Consider the following 18,403-nt stretch of genomic DNA (forward strand, 5'->3'; position numbering starts at 1 on the left):
TGGTCAGGGCATCGTGTGCGCGCTCCACCGGACGCTCACGGAGGCGTCACCGCCCGGCCGATCCGATGTCACTCGGCGTTCACCCGGCGCCGGGTGGGGAGAGGCCCGGGTCACGTCAGCGCATCCGCTCGACGAGCAGGCGGTACCCCAGACGGCGCATCCAGCCGGGCGCGAAGCGGTAGGCCGCGCGGCGGGCGAGGTTCGCAGCAGCCCCCACCGGCGCGGTGACGCCGTCGCGAAGGAAGGTGCGCTGCAGGCGCAGATCCGAGCGGAACATGCGGAGGCCGCCGCGGCGGGCGAAGAGGTGCTCGTCGACCCGGTAGTCCACGAGCACCTCGGGGAGGTTCGCGCTGCGCGCGCCCCCCAGCAGCATGCGCTCCCAGAGCCAGTAGTCCTCGAGGTGGTCGAGCTCCAGGTAGCCGCCGACGGCGAGCGCCGTGTCGCGGCGCATCATCACCGCCGGGTGCTGGAAGGGGCTGTGGCGCGGGAGGTAGGCGAGGATCTCGGCGTGCGCGAGCGGACGTGTGCGCAGGGGGCCGGCGCCGACGGGCACCGCGTCGGAGAACTCCTGGAGGGTGCCGCTGAGCAGGTCGAGGCCGCCGTCCCGCATCGCGCCGACCTGCAGGGCGAGGCGCTCGGGGCGGCAGAGGTCGTCGGCGTCGGCGCGGGCCACGAGGTCCGTGGCCGCGGCCTCGAGGCCGCGCTGGAGGGTGAGGGCGAGGCCCTGGTGGGCGTCGGCGCGGAGCACGCGGGCAGGACCGTGCTCGCCGGACTCGATCGCGGCGACGACGGCGTCGAGCTCGGGGGTCAGCGGTCCGTCGATGCTCAGCAGCAGCTCGGCCGGCGCGAGGGTCTGCCGCGTGGTGGCGGAGGCGACCGCCGCCGCGAAGCGGTCCGCCCTGTCGCCGCGCCAGACGGGCATGAGCACGGTGACGTCGTGGGCGACGGGCCGGTCCGACGGGACGGGATGGTCCGACGGGACGGGATGGTCCGACGGGGAGGGCGCGCTCATCGCCCGGCGGACCTCTCCACGCGGGCGATCGAGGAGGCCGCCCCGGGGTCACGGTCCAGGACCCGGGCGCCCGGACGGGGTCCGCCGCGCAGGGCATCGCGCAGACCGCGGGCGCCGACGCGCGCGAGCTCGGGGTGGCGCACGAGCTGGCGCAGCCATCCGCGCACGGTGCTGCCGCCGTACATCGCGCGCTCCCAGAGGGTGAACGACCGGGTGCGGGTGAGCGCCCAGAGGCGGTTGCGGACGTCGTAGTAGAAGCGGTCGCCCGGGGAGGCCTGCGCGTTGGCGAAGACCTTCGTGCGGTGCTCGACGACGGAGCCGGGCACGTGGATGCCGCGCCCGCGGCGCAGCAGGCGGCCCGTGTGCTCGAAGTCGTCGGACCAGATGAAGTAGTCGGCGTTGGGGAGGCCCAGGCGGCGCACGTCATCGGCCCGCAGCAGCACGGAGACATAGCTCGCGGTGCGGATCGGGTACCCGCCGGCGGCCTGCGCGTCGCCCCGCTCCTGCGCGCTCGCGCCCACGCGCAGTCGCGGCAGGTTCATGGGGTGGGCCCGCCCGTCGGTCCACACGGCCCGCGAGCTGAGCACGGACAGGCGCGCCGGAGAGGCGTCGATCGCGTCCGTGAGGGCCGCCAGGGCGCCCGGCCGCGGGATGGTGTCGTCGTCCATGAGCCACACCCAGTCGGCGCGGTGCTCCTCGAGCGCGCGGGCGATGCCGGTCGCGAAGCCGCCCGCGCCGCCGACGTTCTCGTGCAGGTGCACCACATCGGCCCCGATCGGATGGGAGTCGGCCACGCTCCCCGAGGCGTCGGTCGAGGCGTTGTCCACGACCACGACCGCGTCGGGCCGACGGTCCTGCGCCGTGAGGGCATCGAGGCAGGACTCGAGCAGCGCGGCGCGGTTGTACGTGACGACGACCGCGACGACTCTCACACCGCCGTTCGCGGCATCTCGCGTGATGGGGGCGTCCTGCACGGGGTCTCCTCCGGGTCTGCGGGCGAAGGGCAGGTCACGGGGGCGCCTCCGCGTGCGTCGAAGTCTACGGAGAGCTCCCCGTGTTCACCCAGCCGTCCGCCCGCGCGCCGCGAACACGTCACGTCCGCGCCGCGCAGCCGCTGGGCGCTCGGAGATCCCGGGGCTAGTCTGTCGGGCACGCGCGCCGACCCCGCTTCCCCCCGTCGGCGCACACGACGGAAGGATCCTGCCCGTGGACGACCGGGACGAACGCTCGGCACGCCCCTCCGACCAGGAGGACCCGTTCGAGGAAGCCCCTCGCGCTGATCCCGCCCGCGGCGGATCCGCGCGCCCTCGCACACCGCGACCGGGCGCACCGCGCCGCCCCACCCCGCGCTCGCGGGCCCGGGCCGGCAGCAGCGTCCAGGCCGTCGGCCCCGCCTCGGGCGGACGCACCCGGCAGCCCGAGCAGGCCACGCGCGCCCTCCCGGCGGGCGAGAGGGCGCCGCAGGGCCCCTCCGGACAGGAGGGCTCCTCCCCCGCCTCCCCGCCCCGCCCGTCCTCCCGCCAGGGCGCCCCGGTGCGCCACCACGAGGGCGCAGGCGCCGCGGGCGCCGACGCGGCCGTCCCGCCGTCGGGTCCCCAGGGGCCGGACCAGCCCGGCGGTCCGCAGCGACCGGGCGGCCCCCGTCGGCGCTCCCGCGTCCCCCGGCCGATGCGGCTGGGCATGACCCTCGTCGCCCTCGTGCTCGTGATCGTGCTGGGCTGGGGCGCCGGCCTCGCCCTCTGGGCGAACTCGCGGATCGAGCACGTCGACGCGCTCTCGGGCGCGGCGGACACCCCGGGCACGACGTACCTCATCGCGGGCTCGGACGCCCGCGGCGGCAAGAGCGTCGCCGACGACGGCACCGAGGGCGGGCGCGCAGACACGATGATGCTCCTGCACCGCGCCGCCAATGGGAAGTCCTATCTGGTCTCCCTGCCCCGCGACACCCTCGTGGACATCCCGGGGCACGGGAAGTACAAGCTCAACGCCGCCTACTCCTTCGGCGGTCCGCAGCTCATGGTCAAGACCGTGGAGGAGTTCACGGGGATGACCATCGACCACTACGTCGAGGTCGGCTTCGACGGCGTCACGGACACCGTGGACGCCGTGGGGCACGTGAACCTGTGCATCGACAAGGACGTGGACGACGAGAAGTCCGGGCTGAAGATGGCCGAGGGCTGCCACGACGTGGGCGGCGAGCAGGCGCTCGCCTTCGTGAGGGCCCGATACTTCGATCCCACGGCCGACATCGGCCGCCAGGCCCGCCAGCAGCAGTTCGTCGCCGCGCTCATGGACCGCGTGACCTCGCCGGCGGTGCTGCTGAACCCCTTCGCCCAGGCGAAGCTCGCCGGCGCCGGCTCGGGCGCCCTGCTCACCGACGACCACACGGGCCTCGTGGACCTGGGGCGGGCGGGGCTGGCCATGCGCCGCTCGATGAAGGACGGCACGAACCTGTCGATCCCGATCGTCACCGAGAACTACCAGACCAACAACTCGGGCGTCGCGATCCTCACCGACGAGACCGAGACGAAGCAGTTCTTCTCCTCGGTCGCGGACGGCACCGCGACCGCGAAGTCCGGGGACTGAGCGAGGCGGGGCAGGGCCGGGGCCGGGGTCAGCGGAAGAGCATGTCGATGACGATGTTCACCGAGTTGAGCATCGACTGGCCCTTCTGCTTCGAGTAGTCGGTGTAGAGGATGTGGACCGGGTGCTCGCGCACGCTCAGGCGCAGCCTCCCGATCTCCTCGACGATCTCGGAGGCGTGCGCCATCCGGTTCTGCTCGATGGTGATGCGGCGGCAGGCGCTGCGGCCCATCACGCGCAGGCCGTTGTGGGCGTCGGTGAGCTTCACTCCCGTGGTGAGGTTCGTGTAGCGCACGGCCGCGCGCAGCACGAGGCGCTTGAGCAGCCCGGGGCGCGTGCGCTGGTCGAGGAAGCGGGAGCCCAGCACGAGGTCCACGTCCTCGCTCTCGCGCAGGCCGATCATCGACGCGGCGTCGTCGACCTGGTGCTGGCCGTCGGCGTCGAAGGTCACGACCTGGCGCATCGCGGGATCGCGCAGCGCATAGTCGATGCCGGTCTTCAGGGCGGCGCCCTGGCCCATGTTGAAGGGGTGGCGCACCACGGCCGCCCCGGCCTCGGCCGCGATCTCCGCGGAGCCGTCGCGACTGCCGTCGTCCACGCACACCACGAGCGGATAGCGGCGGCGCAGCTCGGTGACCACCTCTCCGATGACCTGGGCCTCGTTGAACAGCGGGATGACGAACCACGTCGAGGTGACGCCCGGGTCCGCCTGCTCGACGGTCCCGTCGGGGGACTCGCTCATCCACTTCCTCCCGGGACGACGTCCGCGCTGAGTGCGCTCAGGCCCAGGACGATACCCTGTCCACCGGGGACGATCCCGCGCTCGCGCGCCGGGCGCGCCCCGTCCAGACAGCACGTCACATCCACGCGCCCGCGCGCGGGAGGAAGCAGGTACCGGTGAACACAGCCGTCGTCGCACTCGGGAAGATCGGGCTGCCGCTCGCCGTGCAGTTCGCCGAGGCCGGGAGCCGGGTCGTCGGCGTCGACGTGAACCCGCACCAGGTCGAGGCGATCAACGACGCCCGCGAGCCCTTCCCCGGCGAGGCGCATCTCGCCGAAAAGCTCGCCGAGCTCGTCCCCTCCGGCCGCCTGCGCGCGACCACCGACTACGCCGAGGCGATCCCCCAGGCCGACACGGTGGTGCTCGTGGTCCCGCTGTTCGTGGACGAGGAGACCTCCGAGCCGGACTTCGGATGGATGGACGACGCGACCCGCTCGCTCGCCCAGCACCTCACCCCGGGGACGACCGTCATCTACGAGACGACGCTGCCCGTGGGGACGCTGCGCGGCCGCTTCACCCCGATGATCGAGGAGGTCTCCGGCCTCACCCAGGGGAAGGACTTCTTCATGGTCTTCTCCCCAGAGCGCGTGCTCACCGGGCGCGTGTTCGCGGACCTGCGCAAGTACCCGAAGCTGATCGGCGCGATCGACGACGAGGGCACGCGCCGTGCGCGCGAGTTCTACGAGTCGATGCTCACCTTCGACGAGCGCCCCGATCTCGCGCGTCCCAACGGCGTGTGGGACCTGGGCTCCCCCGAGGCGGCCGAGCTCGCGAAGCTCGCCGAGACCACCTACCGCGACGTGAACATCGCGCTGGCCAACGAGTTCGCCCTGTTCGCGCAGGACAACGGCATCGACGTCTACAAGGTGATCGAGGCCTCCAACTCCCAGCCCTACTCGCACATCCACCAGCCCGGCATCGCCGTGGGCGGGCACTGCATCCCCGTCTACCCGCGGCTGTACCTCTCGACCGATCCTCATGCCGAGACCGTGCGCACGGCCCGCGCCCTGAACGCCTCCGTGCCGGCGCGCCTCGTGCAGCGTGCGGAGGAGCTGCTCGGATCACTCGCGGGCCTGCGCGCCGTGGTGCTCGGCGCGTCGTACCGGGCGGGCGTCAAGGAGACCGCGTTCTCGGGCGTCTTCCCGGTCGTCGCGGAGCTGCAGCGGCGCGGCGCGCAGGTGAGCGTGCAGGACCCGTTCTACTCCGACGAGGAGCTCTGCTCCTACGGCTGGGCCGCCTGGCACCGCGGCGAGGACGCGGACCTGGTGATCGTGCAGACGAACCACCCCGAGTACCGGGAGCTCGCCGCGGCCGACGTCCCGGGCGTCCGCCTGGTCATCGACGGGCGCGACATCACCACCGCCGAGAACTGGCAGGGCACGCCCCGCCTCGTCCTCGGCGACGGGTCCGCCTCGACCCACGACGCGCCCGCCGACAGGGGCTGACGTGATGGGCGCGATGGGGTCGACGCTCGTCATCCAGATCCTGCTGATCCTCGGGATCCTGGGGATCACGTTCTGGCTGTTCCGCACGCGCGGGGCCCGCCAGCTCGCGGTGCGGCGCCTGCTGATCCTCGGCTTCGCGCTGTTCGCCGTCGCCGCCGTCGTCTCCCCCCGCCTGCTCACCCGCGTCGCCCATCTGGTGGGCGTGGGCCGCGGCGCCGACCTGCTGCTGTACGCGACCGTGATCGTGCTGCTGGGCGTCATCGCCCTGCAGGAGGTCCGCGCGAAGAACGAGGAGAAGCGCATCACCTACCTCGCCCGCCGGATCGCCCTGGACGAGGCCGAGCAGCCGGTCGCCTACCGCGAGCGCACGCAGAGCGGCGCATGACCGACCTCCTGCTCCTGGTGGTCGCGGGGATCGTGGTCCTCGCCGCGGCCGTCGTCCCCGGCTTCCTCGCCGTGCGCGTGCTCGGCGGCGGCCGCCTGCTCGCCCTCGCCCTGGCCCCCGCCCTCGGCGCCGCGATCGCCGGCGTGGGCGCGGCGATCGCGGGGAAGGCCGGCGTGCCCTGGTCGCTCGCGACCTTCGGGGTGCTCTCCGCGCTCATGATCCTGATCGGGCTGCTCGCCCGCCGCTTCGGCCTGCGCCTGCCGGCGACCGTGCTCGACGGGCGCCCGCTGGTCGACGGGGCCGATCCTCCCGACCGGCCCGCACCCCGGCGCCGTGTCCCGGGAGGCCCCTGGTGGATCCTCGGCGCGGTGCTCGTCGCGCTCGTCCCGATCGCCTATGCGGCGGGAGGGGCCGATCGGGTGCTCGAGCGCTGGGACACCCTCTACCACCTCTCCGCCCTCGAGCGGATCCGGGAGACGGGCGACGCGTCGTCCCTGGTGATCGGCACGGTCGCGAGCACCACCGGGCAGCCGAACCCCTACCCCGGCGGCTTCCACGCGCTCGCGTCCCTGGTCCCGCTGGTGCCGATCCCGGTGCTGCTGAACGCCGCGTGCCTGGTGCTCGCGGTGGTGCCGTGGGTGACAGGGATGGCACTTCTCGCCCGCGCCCTGTGGCCCGCGGTGACCTGGGGGCCGTTCGCCGCGAGCATCGTCGGCCTGCTCGCGCCCGCGGCCCCGTGGAACGAGTGGATTCATCTCTCGGCGATCCCGAACATGGTGGGCTTCGCGATGCTGCCCGGCGTCACCGCGGCAATCGTCGCGCTGTGGGGCGCGCTGATGAAGGAGGCCACGGGCGATGGCGCGGGCGACGGGCCGGCGCCCGGCCACGGCATCCCCGGGCGGCCGGTGCTGCGGCACCTGGCCTCCGTGCTCGCGCTCGGCGGGGCCGGGCTCGGCCTCGCGCTCATGCACCCGAACGTGGCCGTCACGGCCCTGCTGCTGATCGCCGCCCTGAGCGCGGTGACCGCCCTCCCTCACGCGCGGCGCCGCCCCTGGCTGCTCGCCGTGCCGGTCGCGGCGCTGGTGCCCGTCGGCCTGCTGTCCTGGACTCCCCTCGCCGCAGTCGTCACGGACTTCGGGGGCGGGCTCAAGGTCTCGTGGTGGACGGGGCTGGGCGAGCTGCTGCTGGGCCTGCTCACGGTCTGGCCGATGGCGCTCGGCGTGGTGCTCGCGCTGCTGTGGTGGCCGGGCCTCGTGGCCTCCTGGCGCAGCCCGCAGCGCTGGCTGGTGGTCGCCTGGGTCGTGATGGGCGTGCTCTACTTCGACTCCGCGATCGACTCCCCGCTGAACCTCTCGACCCTCTACTACCGCGGCCAGGACCGACTCTCGATGCCGGTCACGATGCTCACCAGCGTGCTCGTGATCCCCGGCCTGCGCGCCTGGTCCCGCGTGATCGCCCCGCACGGGGAGAGGATCCCGCGCTGGGGCGCCGCCGTGCTGACGGCGCTGGCCGTGGTCGCGGCCGCGAGCTCGGTGCCCACCCGCATCGACAACGCCCAGCTGAACCTGGCCTGGACCTCCGAGGGACGCGGCCGCTTCCTCCAGCAGGACGAGGTGGACGCCTGGGCGAAGGCCGCTCCCGACATGGACACGAGCAGGAAGGTGCTCGCGAGCCCGTTCTCCGGCGCCTCCCACATGTACGCGATCCACGGCCAGCACGTGTACTACCCCGTCGCGGGCATGGCCCTGACCTCGCAGGACAGGGCGCTGCTCTACGCCATCTCCGGGTCGGACGGCCCCGTGCCGCTCGCGGAGCAGTGCCGGATGCTCGAGGACGCGAACGTCGGCTACATCTACAAGGAGTACACGACCTACTCGTGGTCCTCCACGTTCGACCTGGTCAACCGCGCCTCCCAGGACCTGGGCACCACCGTGTTCACGACCGACCACTCGCAGCTGATCCGCGTCGACTGCGGCTCCGGCTCCTGAGAGAGGACCCGGCTCCCCCGGCATGACCTCCTCCGACCCCTCGCCCGACTCGGCTCGATCCGCCCCGGCGCGCGAGTACCTGCCCCTCCTCGACGTCCTGCGGATCGCCGCGATCCTCGGCGTCGTGCTCGTGCACGTGGTGGGAGGCGGCGTCGAGGCCGGGACCGTCGGGATCGGCGTGACGGCGCTGGACATGGCGGCCTCCGCCGCCGTCCCCGTCTTCCTCATGATGACCGGCGCCCTGAACCTGCATCCCGCCGCCCACCGGCGCGGACCGGGCGCCTTCTGGCGGCGGCGCGCGGTGCGCGTGGTGCCCGCCCTCGTGGTGTGGTCGGCGGTGTACATGCTGCTCATCGACCCGCTCGCGGGGGCCGACATCTCGCCCGGCATCGCGCTCGACGAGATCATCACCGGCAAGACGGCAGTCCACCTGTACTTCCTGTGGGCGGTCCTCGGGCTCTACGCCCTCGCGCCCGTCATCGCGGCGTTCCTCCACCAGCACGGGGCGCACGAGGGCCGGCGGGCCTGGTGGATGGGCATCCTGGGCTGCGTCTGGACCGCGCTCGCCTTCGCCGTGCCCTTCCTCACCGCCGGACCGACGGCCGGAGGGGCCTTCGACGGGCTCTCCCCGCACAGGCCGCTCGAGGCGGGCGCGCTCACCTTCGGACTCGCCTTCGCGGGCTTCTTCGTGATCGGAAGGGCAGCCCTCGTCGCACCTCCGGGCCGTCGCACGGGGGCATGGCTGCTCGCCCTGAGCCCCTTGTGCGTCCTCGCGCTCACAGCCGTCTACGAGGCGGACCGGGGCGGGGCGGGGGCCGGATCGGGCTCGGCGGCCGACGCATGGATCGCAGTGCTCGGCTCCGGCTACACTTCGCCGCTGGTCATGGTGTATGCGATCGCCCTGTTCGCGGGCATGGCCGCGCTCGCGCTGCCGTGGCGGGTCGGACCGCGCGCCCAGCACGTGCTGCGCACGCTCGGCGACGCGACCTTCGGCGTGTTCCTCGCGCACTTCGCGATCCTCGTGCTGCTGCGGCAGCTGCCGTGGATGGGCGACGGCGACGCGCTGGGTCAGATGGCGGTCGCGTACGTCATCGTGGTGCCGGTGTCCTTCGCGATCTCCCTGCTCGCGCAGAGGATCCCCGGGGTGCGCCTGGTGTTCTAAGTCCTGCTGTTCCCGCGCGCCACCTCGAGGACGGCCTCGGCGGCGCGCTCGGCGGCGCCCTGCAGGGAGGCGTGCTCCAGGGTCCAGGTGCGCAGGTGCTCGGGCGTCGGCCGGTCCTCCCCTGCGAGCGCGGCGAGCATCGAGGCGGCGACGGCGGCGGGGTCGTAGGCGCTCGCCCAGCCCAGCTGCGCATCGCGCACCCGCTCGAAGGCGGCGCCCTCTCCCGCGTGGATCACGGGCGTGCCCGAGGCCGTGGCCGCGTAGATCTTCGTGGGCAGGGCGAACTCGTAGCCCAGGCCCGGGGTGATCGAGCTCAGCCCGGCGACCGCGCCGCGCAGCGCGCGGGACATGTCCGCGGGGGCGAGTCGGCCCCGGAACTCGACGCCCGCGATGCCCTCGTCGGCCACCTTCTGCGCGAGGGCCTCCTTGCCGCTGCCCTCGCTGAAGAACAGCAGGCGGGCGCCCGGGTGCTCGGCGCGCACGCGCGCGAAGGCCTCGACGAAGACGTCGGCCCCCTGCCATTCGGAGACCGTCCCGCCGTAGACGAAGTACGGGCCGGCCGCGGTCTCCTCGTCCGGCTGCGGGCCCTCGGGGGTGAAGACGTCGGTGTCGATGCCGTTGCCGACCATGGTGAGCGACGGACGGCGGCCGATGAGGGCGGCGACGCGGTCGTCGACCCCCGGGGAGATCGTGAGGACCTTCGCGGCGCGCTTCCAGGTCGTGGTCTCCATGATCCGCACGGCGGTGCGGATCGGAGCGGGGACGCCCTCGACGCTCTCGGTCGCGTCCGACCATACATCGGCCGCGTAGAAGACCGTCGGGACCCGCCGCAGCACGCCGACCACGGTCGCGACCAGGCCGGTCGTGGGCGGCGGCTCGGCGATGACCACATCGGGTCGGCGTCGCAGCAGCAGGCGCAGGGCGAGCGGCACGTCGAAGCTCATGTAGCAGAGGTAGCCGCGCACCTGCTGCTGGTGGTCGCGCTTGACGGGGAAGCGGGAGACGCGGCGGACCCGGTCCGTCCCGGTGACGCCGCGCGGGGGGCGGGTGGTGAGCACGGTGACCTCGGCGCCCGCCTCCTCGAGGGCGCGCACGAGGGCCTCCTCGCGGAAGGCGGCAGCGACGGCCTCGGGGGTGAAGACGCGGGTCGCCAGGACGATGCGGGGCGGGAAGCTTCCGCGCGGCCGGCTCATCGGGTGCGCTCGCGCAGGGCGTCGACGACGCGCTCGGCGGCGTGCCCGTCGCCGTAGTGGTCGGGGCGATCGGAGGCGGGGCGGGGACGCTCCAGGGCCCGCGCGATGCCCGCCGGGTCGGGGACCAGCTGGTTCCAGCCGTCCTCGAGGGTCTCGACCCACTCGGTCTCGGTGCGCACGGTGACGCAGGGGGTGCCCAGCAGGTACGCCTCCTTCTGCAGGCCGCCGGAGTCGGTGACGACGGAGCGCGCGCGGGAGACGGCCGCGATCAGATCCGGATACGCGAGCGGCTCCCCCACGTGCACGCTGCCGCCCTCGAGAGCGAGGCCCGCCTCGCGGGCCTTCGCGGCCAGACGGGGGTGGGCGAGCAGGGCGATCGGCAGGGGCGCATCGCGCAGGGCGGAGAGGATCGCGGCGAGGCGCTCGGGGTCATCGGTGTTGTCGGCCCGGTGGATGGTGGCGACCGCGAACTCGCCCGCGGGGTCGATGCCCGTGGGCAGGCGCAGCGGCTGGTCGGCGACGGAGGCGGCGACCCGCAGGCAGACGTCGGTCATCACGTCGCCCACCACGAGGGTGCGAGACCCCAGGCCCTCGCCCTCGAGGTGCTCGCGCGCGACCTCGGTGGGCGCCAGCAGCAGATCGGCCGCATGGTCGGTGAGCACGCGGTTGTGCTCCTCGGGCATGCGACGGTTGAAGGAGCGCAGGCCTGCCTCGAGGTGGGCGACCTTCACGTGCATCTTCACCGCGGCGAGGGTTCCCGCGAGCGTCGAGTTGGTGTCGCCGTAGACGAGCACCCAGTCCGGCTGCTGCTGCTCGAGCACCTCGTCCATCGCCGCGAGCATCGCGCCCGTCTGGCGGCCGTGGCTGCCCGATCCCGCGCCCAGGTTCACGTCGGGGGCGGGGATGCGCAGGTCGGCGAAGAAGACGTCGCTCATGGCGGCGTCGTAGTGCTGCCCGGTGTGGACGATGACGTGCTGGACGTCGTCCCGCTGCGCGGCGGCGTCGGCGACCGCCGCGAGCTTCACGAACTGCGGGCGTGCGCCCACCACGGACAGGATCTTCATCGGGCTGGTTCTCCTGGGGGCTCGGGGACGATCGCGCAGGTACAGTGTGCCCGACCCACGATATTCGTCCCAGGAGCGCCATGCCCGAGCCTGCCCCCGCGCCGCGCATCGCGGTCCTCGTGCACAACGATGCCGCGAACGACGCGCGGGTCCTCAAGGAGTCGGCGTCGCTGCGCGCGGCGGGCATGGACGTGCGCATCATCGCCGTGGAGCGCCGGCTGAAGGGGCACGCGGCGGGCATCACGCAGCTGCCGGGCGGGGTCTGTCTCGAGCGCGTCCCCGAGTTCGCCCTGGAGCGGATCGCCCCGCAGCTCACGCGGCTGACGCGACGCGGCGGGGATGCGAGCGCGGCGGAGCCGGTGCCCGCCGACGTCCCCTCGCCGTCGGCCCCCGCTCGTCCCCGGGGCCTCGCCGCCCGCGCGTCGGCCCATGCGCGCCGGGTCGGGACCGCCGTCGCCGGTGACCTCGGCCGGCGCGCGTACCGCACGATCGAGCTGGGCACCTACTGGTGGCGCTCGGCACGTGCGGCCCGTGTTTTCGCGCCCGAGGTGGTCCACGCGAACGACACGAACACGCTGGTCCCCGCGCTCGCCGTGCAGCTCCTCGCCCGGCGCGAGGGCCGCCGGGTGCGGATCGTCTTCGACTCCCACGAGCTCTGGCGCCACCGCAACGTGGGCGAGCGCCGCCTGCTCGCCCCGCTGCTCGAGGCGCTGATCGAGCACGTCGCGGTCCCGCGGGCGGACGCCGTGATCACCGTCTCCCCCTCGATCGCCGACTGGCTCCAGCGCACCTACGACCTGCGCTCGCGTCCGCTGCTGGTGCGCAACGTGCCCGCCGCCGGGCCGGTCCCCGAGCGGGCGCAGGGCGTGCTGCGCGAGCGCGCGGGCCTGGCCGAGGACGACCTCGTGATCGCCTACGGCGGCCGGCTCACCACGGCGCGAGGCATCGAGGAGACCATCGCCGCGCTCCCCCATCTGGATGCACGCGTGCACTTCGTGCTGCTCGGCTACGGGGAGGCGGACTATGAGCGCTCGATCCTCGCCGCCGCCCGGGCGGCCGGGGTCCAGGACCGCGTGCATCTGGTGGGCGCCGTCGCTCCCGCGGAGGTGTCCGCAGCGCTGGCCGACGGGGACGTCGCGGTCGTGCACGTGCAGCCCGTGTGCCTGTCCTACCGCTTCGCCCTGCCCAACAAGCTCTTCGAGTCGATCCGCGCGGGCCTGCCGATCGCCGCGGCCGATCTCCCGGACATGCGGGCCGTGGTCGAGGAGCTGGGCGTCGGGGAGGTCTTCGAGGGCTCGGACCCCGTCGAGCTCGCCGCCGCCCTGCAGCGCATCCTCGCCTCCCCGGAGGACTATCGGGAGCGGGCCCGCGAGGCCGCACCGGACCTCACCTGGGAGGACGAGGCCACGGGCCTGCTCGAGGCCTACCGTCTGGTGCTCACCGGGGAGGACGCATGAGAGCGACGCTGCTGACCACGTGGTTCCCCACGCGGGAGGCGCCCTCGCGGGGGTCCTTCGTGGTGCGCGATGCCCTCGCGATCGCCGAGCACGCCGATGTCCGGCTCGTGCACCTGGTGCCGCCCGTCGACGACGACGGCACCCGCCGGCTCGTCCACGCGGGCCTGGACGTGCTGCGGATCCCCATGGATCCGCGCCGTCCCGACCGGGTGCTGCGCGCCGCCCGGGCGCTCGGCCCAGCGCTCGAGAGGGCCGACGTGGTCCACTCGATGGCGTTCTCGACGCTGCTGCCGCTCGCGCTGCGCCGGCCGCGCGCGCCCTGGCTGCACACCGAGCACTGGTCGGCGCTCACCACGCCCGAGACGCTGCCGGCCCCCGCGCGGATCGCTCTGCCGGCCCTCTCCCGCCTGCTCGCGAGGCCGGATCGGGCGACGGCCGTGTGCGAGTACCTCGCCGAGCCGCTGCGCGCCGTGCGCGGCCACCGTCCCACCGACGTCGTCCCGTGCATCGTGGATCCCGGTCCCCTGGTCCCCCGCCGCGATCGGTCCGACGGATCCCTGAGCCTGGTCTCCACGGGCGGGCTCATCGACCGCAAGGACCCGCTGGTCGCAGTGCGCACCGTCGCCGAGCTGACGAGCCGCGGCATCGACGCGCACCTCACCTGGCTCGGGGAGGGCCCGCTGCGGGAGGCGACGCTCGCCCTCGCCGCCGAGCTCGGCATCGCGGGCCGGATCGCGCTGCCGGGCACGACGAGCGCGGAGGGCGTGCGCGAGGCCCTCGGCCGCGCCGACCTGTTCTTCGGGCCGACGCGGGCCGACAACTTCTTCGTCTCGGCCGCCGAGGCGATCGTCGCCGGTCGCCCCGTGGTGCTCGGCGCGACGGGCGGGCAGGGCGAGTACGTCGAGCCCTCCGTCGGCTCCCTCATCGACGCGCAGGATCCCGTGCGCTACGCCGACGCGATCCTCGATGTCGACGCCCGCACGCGGGAGCTGAGCAGCGAGGACATCGCCGCGACCATCGGCACGCGCTTCTCGACCCGGGCCGTCGGCGCCGCCTACGCCGCGCAGTACACGCGGCTGCTGGACGAGGCCGCCGGAGATGCGGGCGGCGGGCTCGAGAGGGCGGGGCTGGGGCGATGAGGCCCGTCGACGTCGTCATCGCCTGCCACACGCCCGAGCGTCCCGTCGGCCGCGCCGTCGCGTCGATCCTCGAGGGCAACGCCGAGCACGCGAACGTCGTGGTCGTCGCCCACAACCGACCCGCCGACGAGATCCGCGGGGCGATCCGCCCCGAGCACCGCGAACGGGTGAGGATCCTCGAGCACCGCGACGCCTTCCGCTCCGCCTCCGGTCCGTTCAACGCGGGCATGCGCGACGCCGGTGAACGGGACGACGGGGATCAGGACCGCGCGCCGTTCGTCGCGATCATGGGTTCGGACGACACGCTCGCGCCCGGCGCCGTCGCCTCCTGGCTCGCCGTGCAGGAGCGGACGGGCGCCGAGTTCGTCATCACCCGGCTCGCGCTCGGCGCCGCCGAACATGGGGTGCCCACCCCCGCGGTGCGGATGCTGCGCGGGGGTCTCGCGGACCTCGCCCGGGATCGTCTCGCCTACCGCTCGGCGCCGCTCGGGCTCATGAGCAGGGCGATGCTCGCGCGCACCGGGGCGCACCTCGTGGAGGGCGCGACCGTGGGCGGCGACGTGGGCATGGTGACGCGGCTGATGGCGACCGTGCCCACGGCCTACGACCGCTTCGGCCCGCCGTACGTGATCGGCGAGGACGCCGGTGACCGCGTCACCTACGTGATCCGGCCGATGCGCGAGCAGCTCGGCTTCTTCCCCGACCTGCTCGAGGCCGACTGGTTCGCGGCGCTCCCCCGCTCTGCGCGCCGTGCGATCGGCACGAAGCTGCTGCGCATCCACGTGTTCGGGGCCGTCTTCTACCGCCAGGACGCCGAGATCTGGACGCACGAGGAGCGCGAGGTGCTCGCGGAGATCTCGGCCGACGTGCTGCGCCGCGCGTCCGGCTGCGAGCGTCCGCTCTCGCGGGCCGACCGCCGCCTGCTCGATGCGTGCCTGGATCCCGGGATCGGGGCCGACGACCTCATGGCCGCCGCGCGCGACCGGCGCCGGCACGGGCGCCCCGCGACGCTGCTGCCCCGCGAGATCACCCAGGTCCTCTCGCGCGAGGCGCCGCCGCGGTTCATGGCCGCGTCGCTCGCCGTGCAGATGCTGCCGCGGGTGCGGCGGGGCTGAGCGAGCTCCTCACTCCCCCACGATGGCCGCGATCGCCTTCTCCCACGTCCGCACCTGCTGCTCGGCGCTGAGCTCGACCGCCGCAGCGTCGCTCGCGCGCTTCCAGGCGTCGACCGTCTCCGGTGTCAGGCCCGCGATCTCCGCGTGCATCGCCGCGTCGTCGGCCGCCGGGAGCACAGCGCCGAGGCCGTGCGCGCGCACGAGGCCCGCCATGTCCGGAGAAGGGCCGACGATCACGCCGGTCCGACCCTGCACGGCCTCGAAGAGCTTGTTGGGCAAGGAGTGCTCGAGGTTGAAGGTGGTGCTGGGGAAGACGACGAGGGAGACGTCGTACTCGGCGACCGTGTCCACGAGCTGCGCGAAGGGCACCGGATCGCGCAGCTCCACGCCGGGGATCTCCTCGGCGAGCTGCGCGAGGCGCTCGATGTACCCGGGCTCGCTGGGCATCAGCATGAGGTCGAGCGTCGCGCGGCCCTCGAGGCCCCGCATCGCCTCGATCATCGACTCGAGGTGGCGGTTCGCGCGGGCCACACCCGTGTGCAGCAGGCGGATCGGCTCCTGCGTCGGCCGCACCGGCAGGTCCCGGAGGGCGGAGGCGTTGGTGACGACCTCGACCTCGATCCCGAAGCGCTGCGCGTACTCGCGGGCGAGACCGGGTGAGACCGTCGTCACCGAGGCGACGCGCGGCAGGCACGTGCGGCACAGCCAGCGCTGGTAGGGCGCGACGAACCAGCGCCAGCTGCGCTGGTGCTCCTTCTCGCGGGGCGCGTACTCGTGCAGGTCGGCGTGGACCCCGCGCCTCGGTGCGAGCCAGAGGGCGAGCGGCAGGGTGTTCGTGTCGTTGGCCAGGACCGCGTCCATCGTGCCCCGTCGGCCCTCGAGCAGGTCGTGGGCGGCGCGCACCGCGCTCATGTCCCAGTAGGCGCCGCGGAAGCGTCGCGTGAGCAGGTGCTGCTTGGAGTCGGGCCAGGCCCGCGTGTCCTCGGGGATCTCGACGTGGGCGACGTCGGGGTGCGGGCTCGGCCCGAAGCCGACGGTGGTGACGTCGCAGCGCGGTGCGAACAGGGCGATCTGCCGCTGCACGCGCGGGTCGCTCACCAGGCGCGAGAAGGAGAGGATCATGAGGCTCGGGCTCATCGGGCGCTCCCCTCCCGCGCGCTCGCGTCGCCGGCGCCGTCGTCGAGGCCGTCCTCGACGTCCCGGGCGACCTTCTCCTGCACCCCGCCGCGCACGAGGCCGGCGAGCGCGGCCTGCTCGGCGAAGGCGGGGACGGCGCCCACGACCTCGTCGAATGTGCCCTGGGCGAGCACCTCGCCCTCCTGCATGTAGAAGACGACGTCGCAGTGCTGGATGGTGGCCAGGCGGTGGGCGATCGTGATCGTGGTGACCTCCTCGCCGAGGTCGCGGATGCCCGCGGTGACGGCGGCCTCCGTGGACGTGTCCAGGGCGCTCGTGGCCTCGTCGAGCACGAGCACCTGGGGTCCTGCATACAGGCCGCGCGCGATGCCGAGGCGCTGTCGCTGCCCGCCGGAGAGCGTGGTGCCGCGCTCCCCCACGGTGCCGTGGATGCCGCCGGGCCGCTCCTCGATGGTCGCCAGAAGCTGTGCGCGGGAGAGGGCCTCGTGGACGCGGCCCTCGTCCACGTCCGCGGGATCCCAGGTCAGGGCAACGTTCTCGGCGACGCTCACATCGAACAGGGCGACCTCCTGGGGCACGTACCCGACCTGGGCGCGCCACTGGCGCATGACGGTCGTGATGTCCTGCCCTCCCACGAGGATCCGACCGCCGGTGGGGGTGATCAGTCCCAGCAGCAGGTCGACCATCGTGGACTTGCCGGCCCCCGAGGTGCCGACGAAGGCGGCCGAGGAGCCGGCGGGGATCCGCAGGGACACGCCGCACACGGCGGGCTCCTCGCGGCTGGGGTACACGAAGCTGACGTCCTCGAGGACGATGTCGCGGTGGCCGGGCGCGAGCTGCGCGGAGTCCGGCCGCTCCGTGCGGGAGACGTTCTCCCGCGCCTGCTCGATGTCATCGATGATGTAGTCGGAGAACGCCGCGTTGGTGAGGATCCGGTTCTGCGTGGACTGGAAGCGCGTCAGCGAGGGCACCAGGCGGAAGCCCGCGACGCCGAACAGGGCGACCGAGGACAGCGCGCCCGTCGGCCCGCCGGAGAGGTAGCCGACGCCGCCGACGACGACGAAGCCGCCCACCAGCCCGGCCTCGAGCACGAAGCGCGGCATCTGGTTGTAGTACTGGGCGAAGGCGCGGGTCTCGGAGGCCAGGTCACGGCGGTCGGCGACGATGCCTTCGACCTCCTTCTCGTTGCCCTTGAGGGTGATCTCCTTGAGCGCGGAGAGCACCTCGCCGAGCAGGCGGACCACGCGGATCGAGTTGTCGCGGTTCACGGCGCCGTTCCTCACGGCGAGCGGCGAGATCACGCGCGACATGACGAGGGCGACGAGCCCCAGGTAGATCGTGGTCGCGAGCGCGAGCTTCCAGTCCATGACGAACAGGCCCACCGTGATCACGGAGATCGTCGCGAACTCGCTGACCACGGTCATCGAGGGCATGAGGACGTTCGCGACGACGGCCGCGACGCCCGAGTCGACCATGCGGATGATCTCCTGGCTCGAGCGGGAGGTGCGGTCCACCCACGGGGAGGCCATGTAGGAGCGGAAGAGCATCTGGCCGATGGCGACCTCGTGCTTGGCGAAGCGCTTGGTGGCCTCGCGGATCGTCAGCAGGTTCAGGACGCTCTTGATGATCGTGAGCACGACGAACACGGCGACCAGCCAGACGACCTGCCCGAAGCCCTCGAAGCGCCAGCCGACCACGGGGATGACCACGACCTCCTTGCCGCCCAGGAGGGCCTGGAGGGCGATGGCCATGGCGCCGAGGGCGACGACGTCGAGCAGCGCGAGCAGGCTCATGATGATCGCGAAGGTCGACAGGAACCTCCGGGACTCGCGCGGGAGCACGGACAGCGTGCGCAGCACGGTCTGGACGGTGCGCTTCACAGGGGCCTTCCTTCGCGGGGGACGGGCGGGCGGACCGCGCCGGGTGCGCTCACGCTACCGTG

General features: G+C 73.7%; 15 protein-coding genes. 8 read left to right on the forward strand and 7 right to left on the reverse strand.

All coding sequences use genetic code 11. From position 1 onward, the window contains the following. Positions 1-115: 115 nt before the first annotated feature. Together FHG10_RS16170 and FHG10_RS16175 are read right to left on the reverse strand one after the other, a co-directional pair. Positions 116-1,012 (reverse strand): glycosyltransferase, encoded by an 897-nt coding sequence (locus FHG10_RS16170; RefSeq protein ID WP_152354392.1) that lies wholly within the window; start codon positions 1,010-1,012, stop codon positions 116-118. After that, positions 1,009-1,986 carry a glycosyltransferase gene (locus tag FHG10_RS16175; protein WP_152354393.1) on the reverse strand — a complete coding sequence of 326 codons (978 nt, stop codon included), beginning with the start codon at positions 1,984-1,986 and terminating at the stop codon, positions 1,009-1,011. Before FHG10_RS16175 ends, FHG10_RS16170 begins: the two co-directional genes overlap by 4 nt. Positions 1,987-2,218: 232 nt before the next feature. Between FHG10_RS16175 and FHG10_RS16180 the strand changes: the two genes are divergently transcribed. Further along, on the forward strand, positions 2,219-3,598 hold the full coding sequence (locus FHG10_RS16180) for an LCP family protein (RefSeq protein WP_227488326.1): 1,380 nt from the start codon (positions 2,219-2,221) through the stop codon (positions 3,596-3,598). Positions 3,599-3,626: 28 nt separating this feature from the next. Here FHG10_RS16180 and FHG10_RS16185 read toward each other — a convergent pair whose 3' ends face one another. After that, the gene (locus tag FHG10_RS16185; protein ID WP_152354394.1) at positions 3,627-4,337 is read right to left on the reverse strand and encodes a glycosyltransferase family 2 protein; all 711 of its coding nucleotides are present in this window, start codon (positions 4,335-4,337) and stop codon (positions 3,627-3,629) included. A 155-nt stretch (positions 4,338-4,492) separates the two neighbouring features. Between FHG10_RS16185 and FHG10_RS16190 the strand changes: the two genes are divergently transcribed. The 4 genes from FHG10_RS16190 to FHG10_RS16205 are packed head-to-tail and all read left to right on the forward strand — an operon-like array spanning position 4,493 to position 9,356. Next, entirely contained in the window at positions 4,493-5,821 is a 1,329-nt protein-coding gene (locus FHG10_RS16190; RefSeq protein ID WP_152354395.1) for a nucleotide sugar dehydrogenase, read from the forward strand. Positions 5,822-5,825: 4 nt separating this feature from the next. After that, positions 5,826-6,206, forward strand: a complete 381-nt coding sequence (locus tag FHG10_RS16195; RefSeq protein ID WP_227488327.1) for a DUF2304 domain-containing protein — start codon at positions 5,826-5,828, stop codon at positions 6,204-6,206. Then, positions 6,203-8,194, forward strand: coding sequence for a DUF6541 family protein (locus FHG10_RS16200; protein WP_152354396.1), 1,992 nt, complete (start codon positions 6,203-6,205; stop codon positions 8,192-8,194). Before FHG10_RS16195 ends, FHG10_RS16200 begins: the two co-directional genes overlap by 4 nt. Before the next feature lie 22 nt (positions 8,195-8,216). Beyond that, on the forward strand, positions 8,217-9,356 hold the full coding sequence (locus tag FHG10_RS16205; RefSeq protein WP_152354397.1) for an acyltransferase: 1,140 nt from the start codon (positions 8,217-8,219) through the stop codon (positions 9,354-9,356). Here FHG10_RS16205 and FHG10_RS16210 read toward each other — a convergent pair. Next, the gene (locus FHG10_RS16210) at positions 9,353-10,549 is read right to left on the reverse strand and encodes a glycosyltransferase (protein ID WP_152354398.1); all 1,197 of its coding nucleotides are present in this window, start codon (positions 10,547-10,549) and stop codon (positions 9,353-9,355) included. The two genes, FHG10_RS16205 and FHG10_RS16210, sit on opposite strands and share 4 nt — an antisense overlap. Further along, on the reverse strand, positions 10,546-11,613 hold the full coding sequence (gene wecB / locus FHG10_RS16215; RefSeq protein ID WP_152354399.1) for a non-hydrolyzing UDP-N-acetylglucosamine 2-epimerase: 1,068 nt from the start codon (positions 11,611-11,613) through the stop codon (positions 10,546-10,548). Before wecB ends, FHG10_RS16210 begins: the two co-directional genes overlap by 4 nt. A gap of 80 nt (positions 11,614-11,693) precedes the next feature. Here wecB and FHG10_RS16220 point away from each other — a divergent pair, with 80 nt between their 5' ends. From FHG10_RS16220 to FHG10_RS16230, 3 genes are read left to right on the forward strand one after another with little or no spacing between them, the layout of a single operon-like run. Continuing rightward, positions 11,694-13,070, forward strand: coding sequence for a glycosyltransferase (locus FHG10_RS16220; RefSeq protein WP_152354400.1), 1,377 nt, complete (start codon positions 11,694-11,696; stop codon positions 13,068-13,070). Beyond that, a complete protein-coding gene (locus FHG10_RS16225; protein WP_152354401.1) occupies positions 13,067-14,209 on the forward strand; it encodes a glycosyltransferase in 1,143 nt (380 codons plus the stop codon). Before FHG10_RS16220 ends, FHG10_RS16225 begins: the two co-directional genes overlap by 4 nt. Beyond that, on the forward strand, positions 14,206-15,324 hold the full coding sequence (locus FHG10_RS16230; protein ID WP_152354402.1) for a glycosyltransferase family 2 protein: 1,119 nt from the start codon (positions 14,206-14,208) through the stop codon (positions 15,322-15,324). The genes FHG10_RS16225 and FHG10_RS16230 overlap by 4 nt, the downstream gene beginning before the upstream one ends. Before the next feature lie 9 nt (positions 15,325-15,333). Here the strand turns inward: FHG10_RS16230 and FHG10_RS16235 are convergent, their stop codons facing one another. Next, positions 15,334-16,461 carry a glycosyltransferase family protein gene (locus tag FHG10_RS16235; RefSeq protein ID WP_152354403.1) on the reverse strand — a complete coding sequence of 376 codons (1,128 nt, stop codon included), beginning with the start codon at positions 16,459-16,461 and terminating at the stop codon, positions 15,334-15,336. Beyond that, positions 16,458-18,341: an ABC transporter ATP-binding protein gene (locus FHG10_RS16240; RefSeq protein WP_152354404.1), complete on the reverse strand. Its 1,884-nt coding sequence runs from the start codon at positions 18,339-18,341 to the stop codon at positions 16,458-16,460. The genes FHG10_RS16235 and FHG10_RS16240 overlap by 4 nt, the downstream gene beginning before the upstream one ends. Positions 18,342-18,403 lie beyond the last annotated feature (62 nt).

This window comes from Brachybacterium subflavum, from assembly GCF_009299795.1.
Classification (GTDB): Bacteria; Actinomycetota; Actinomycetes; order Actinomycetales; family Dermabacteraceae; genus Brachybacterium; species Brachybacterium subflavum.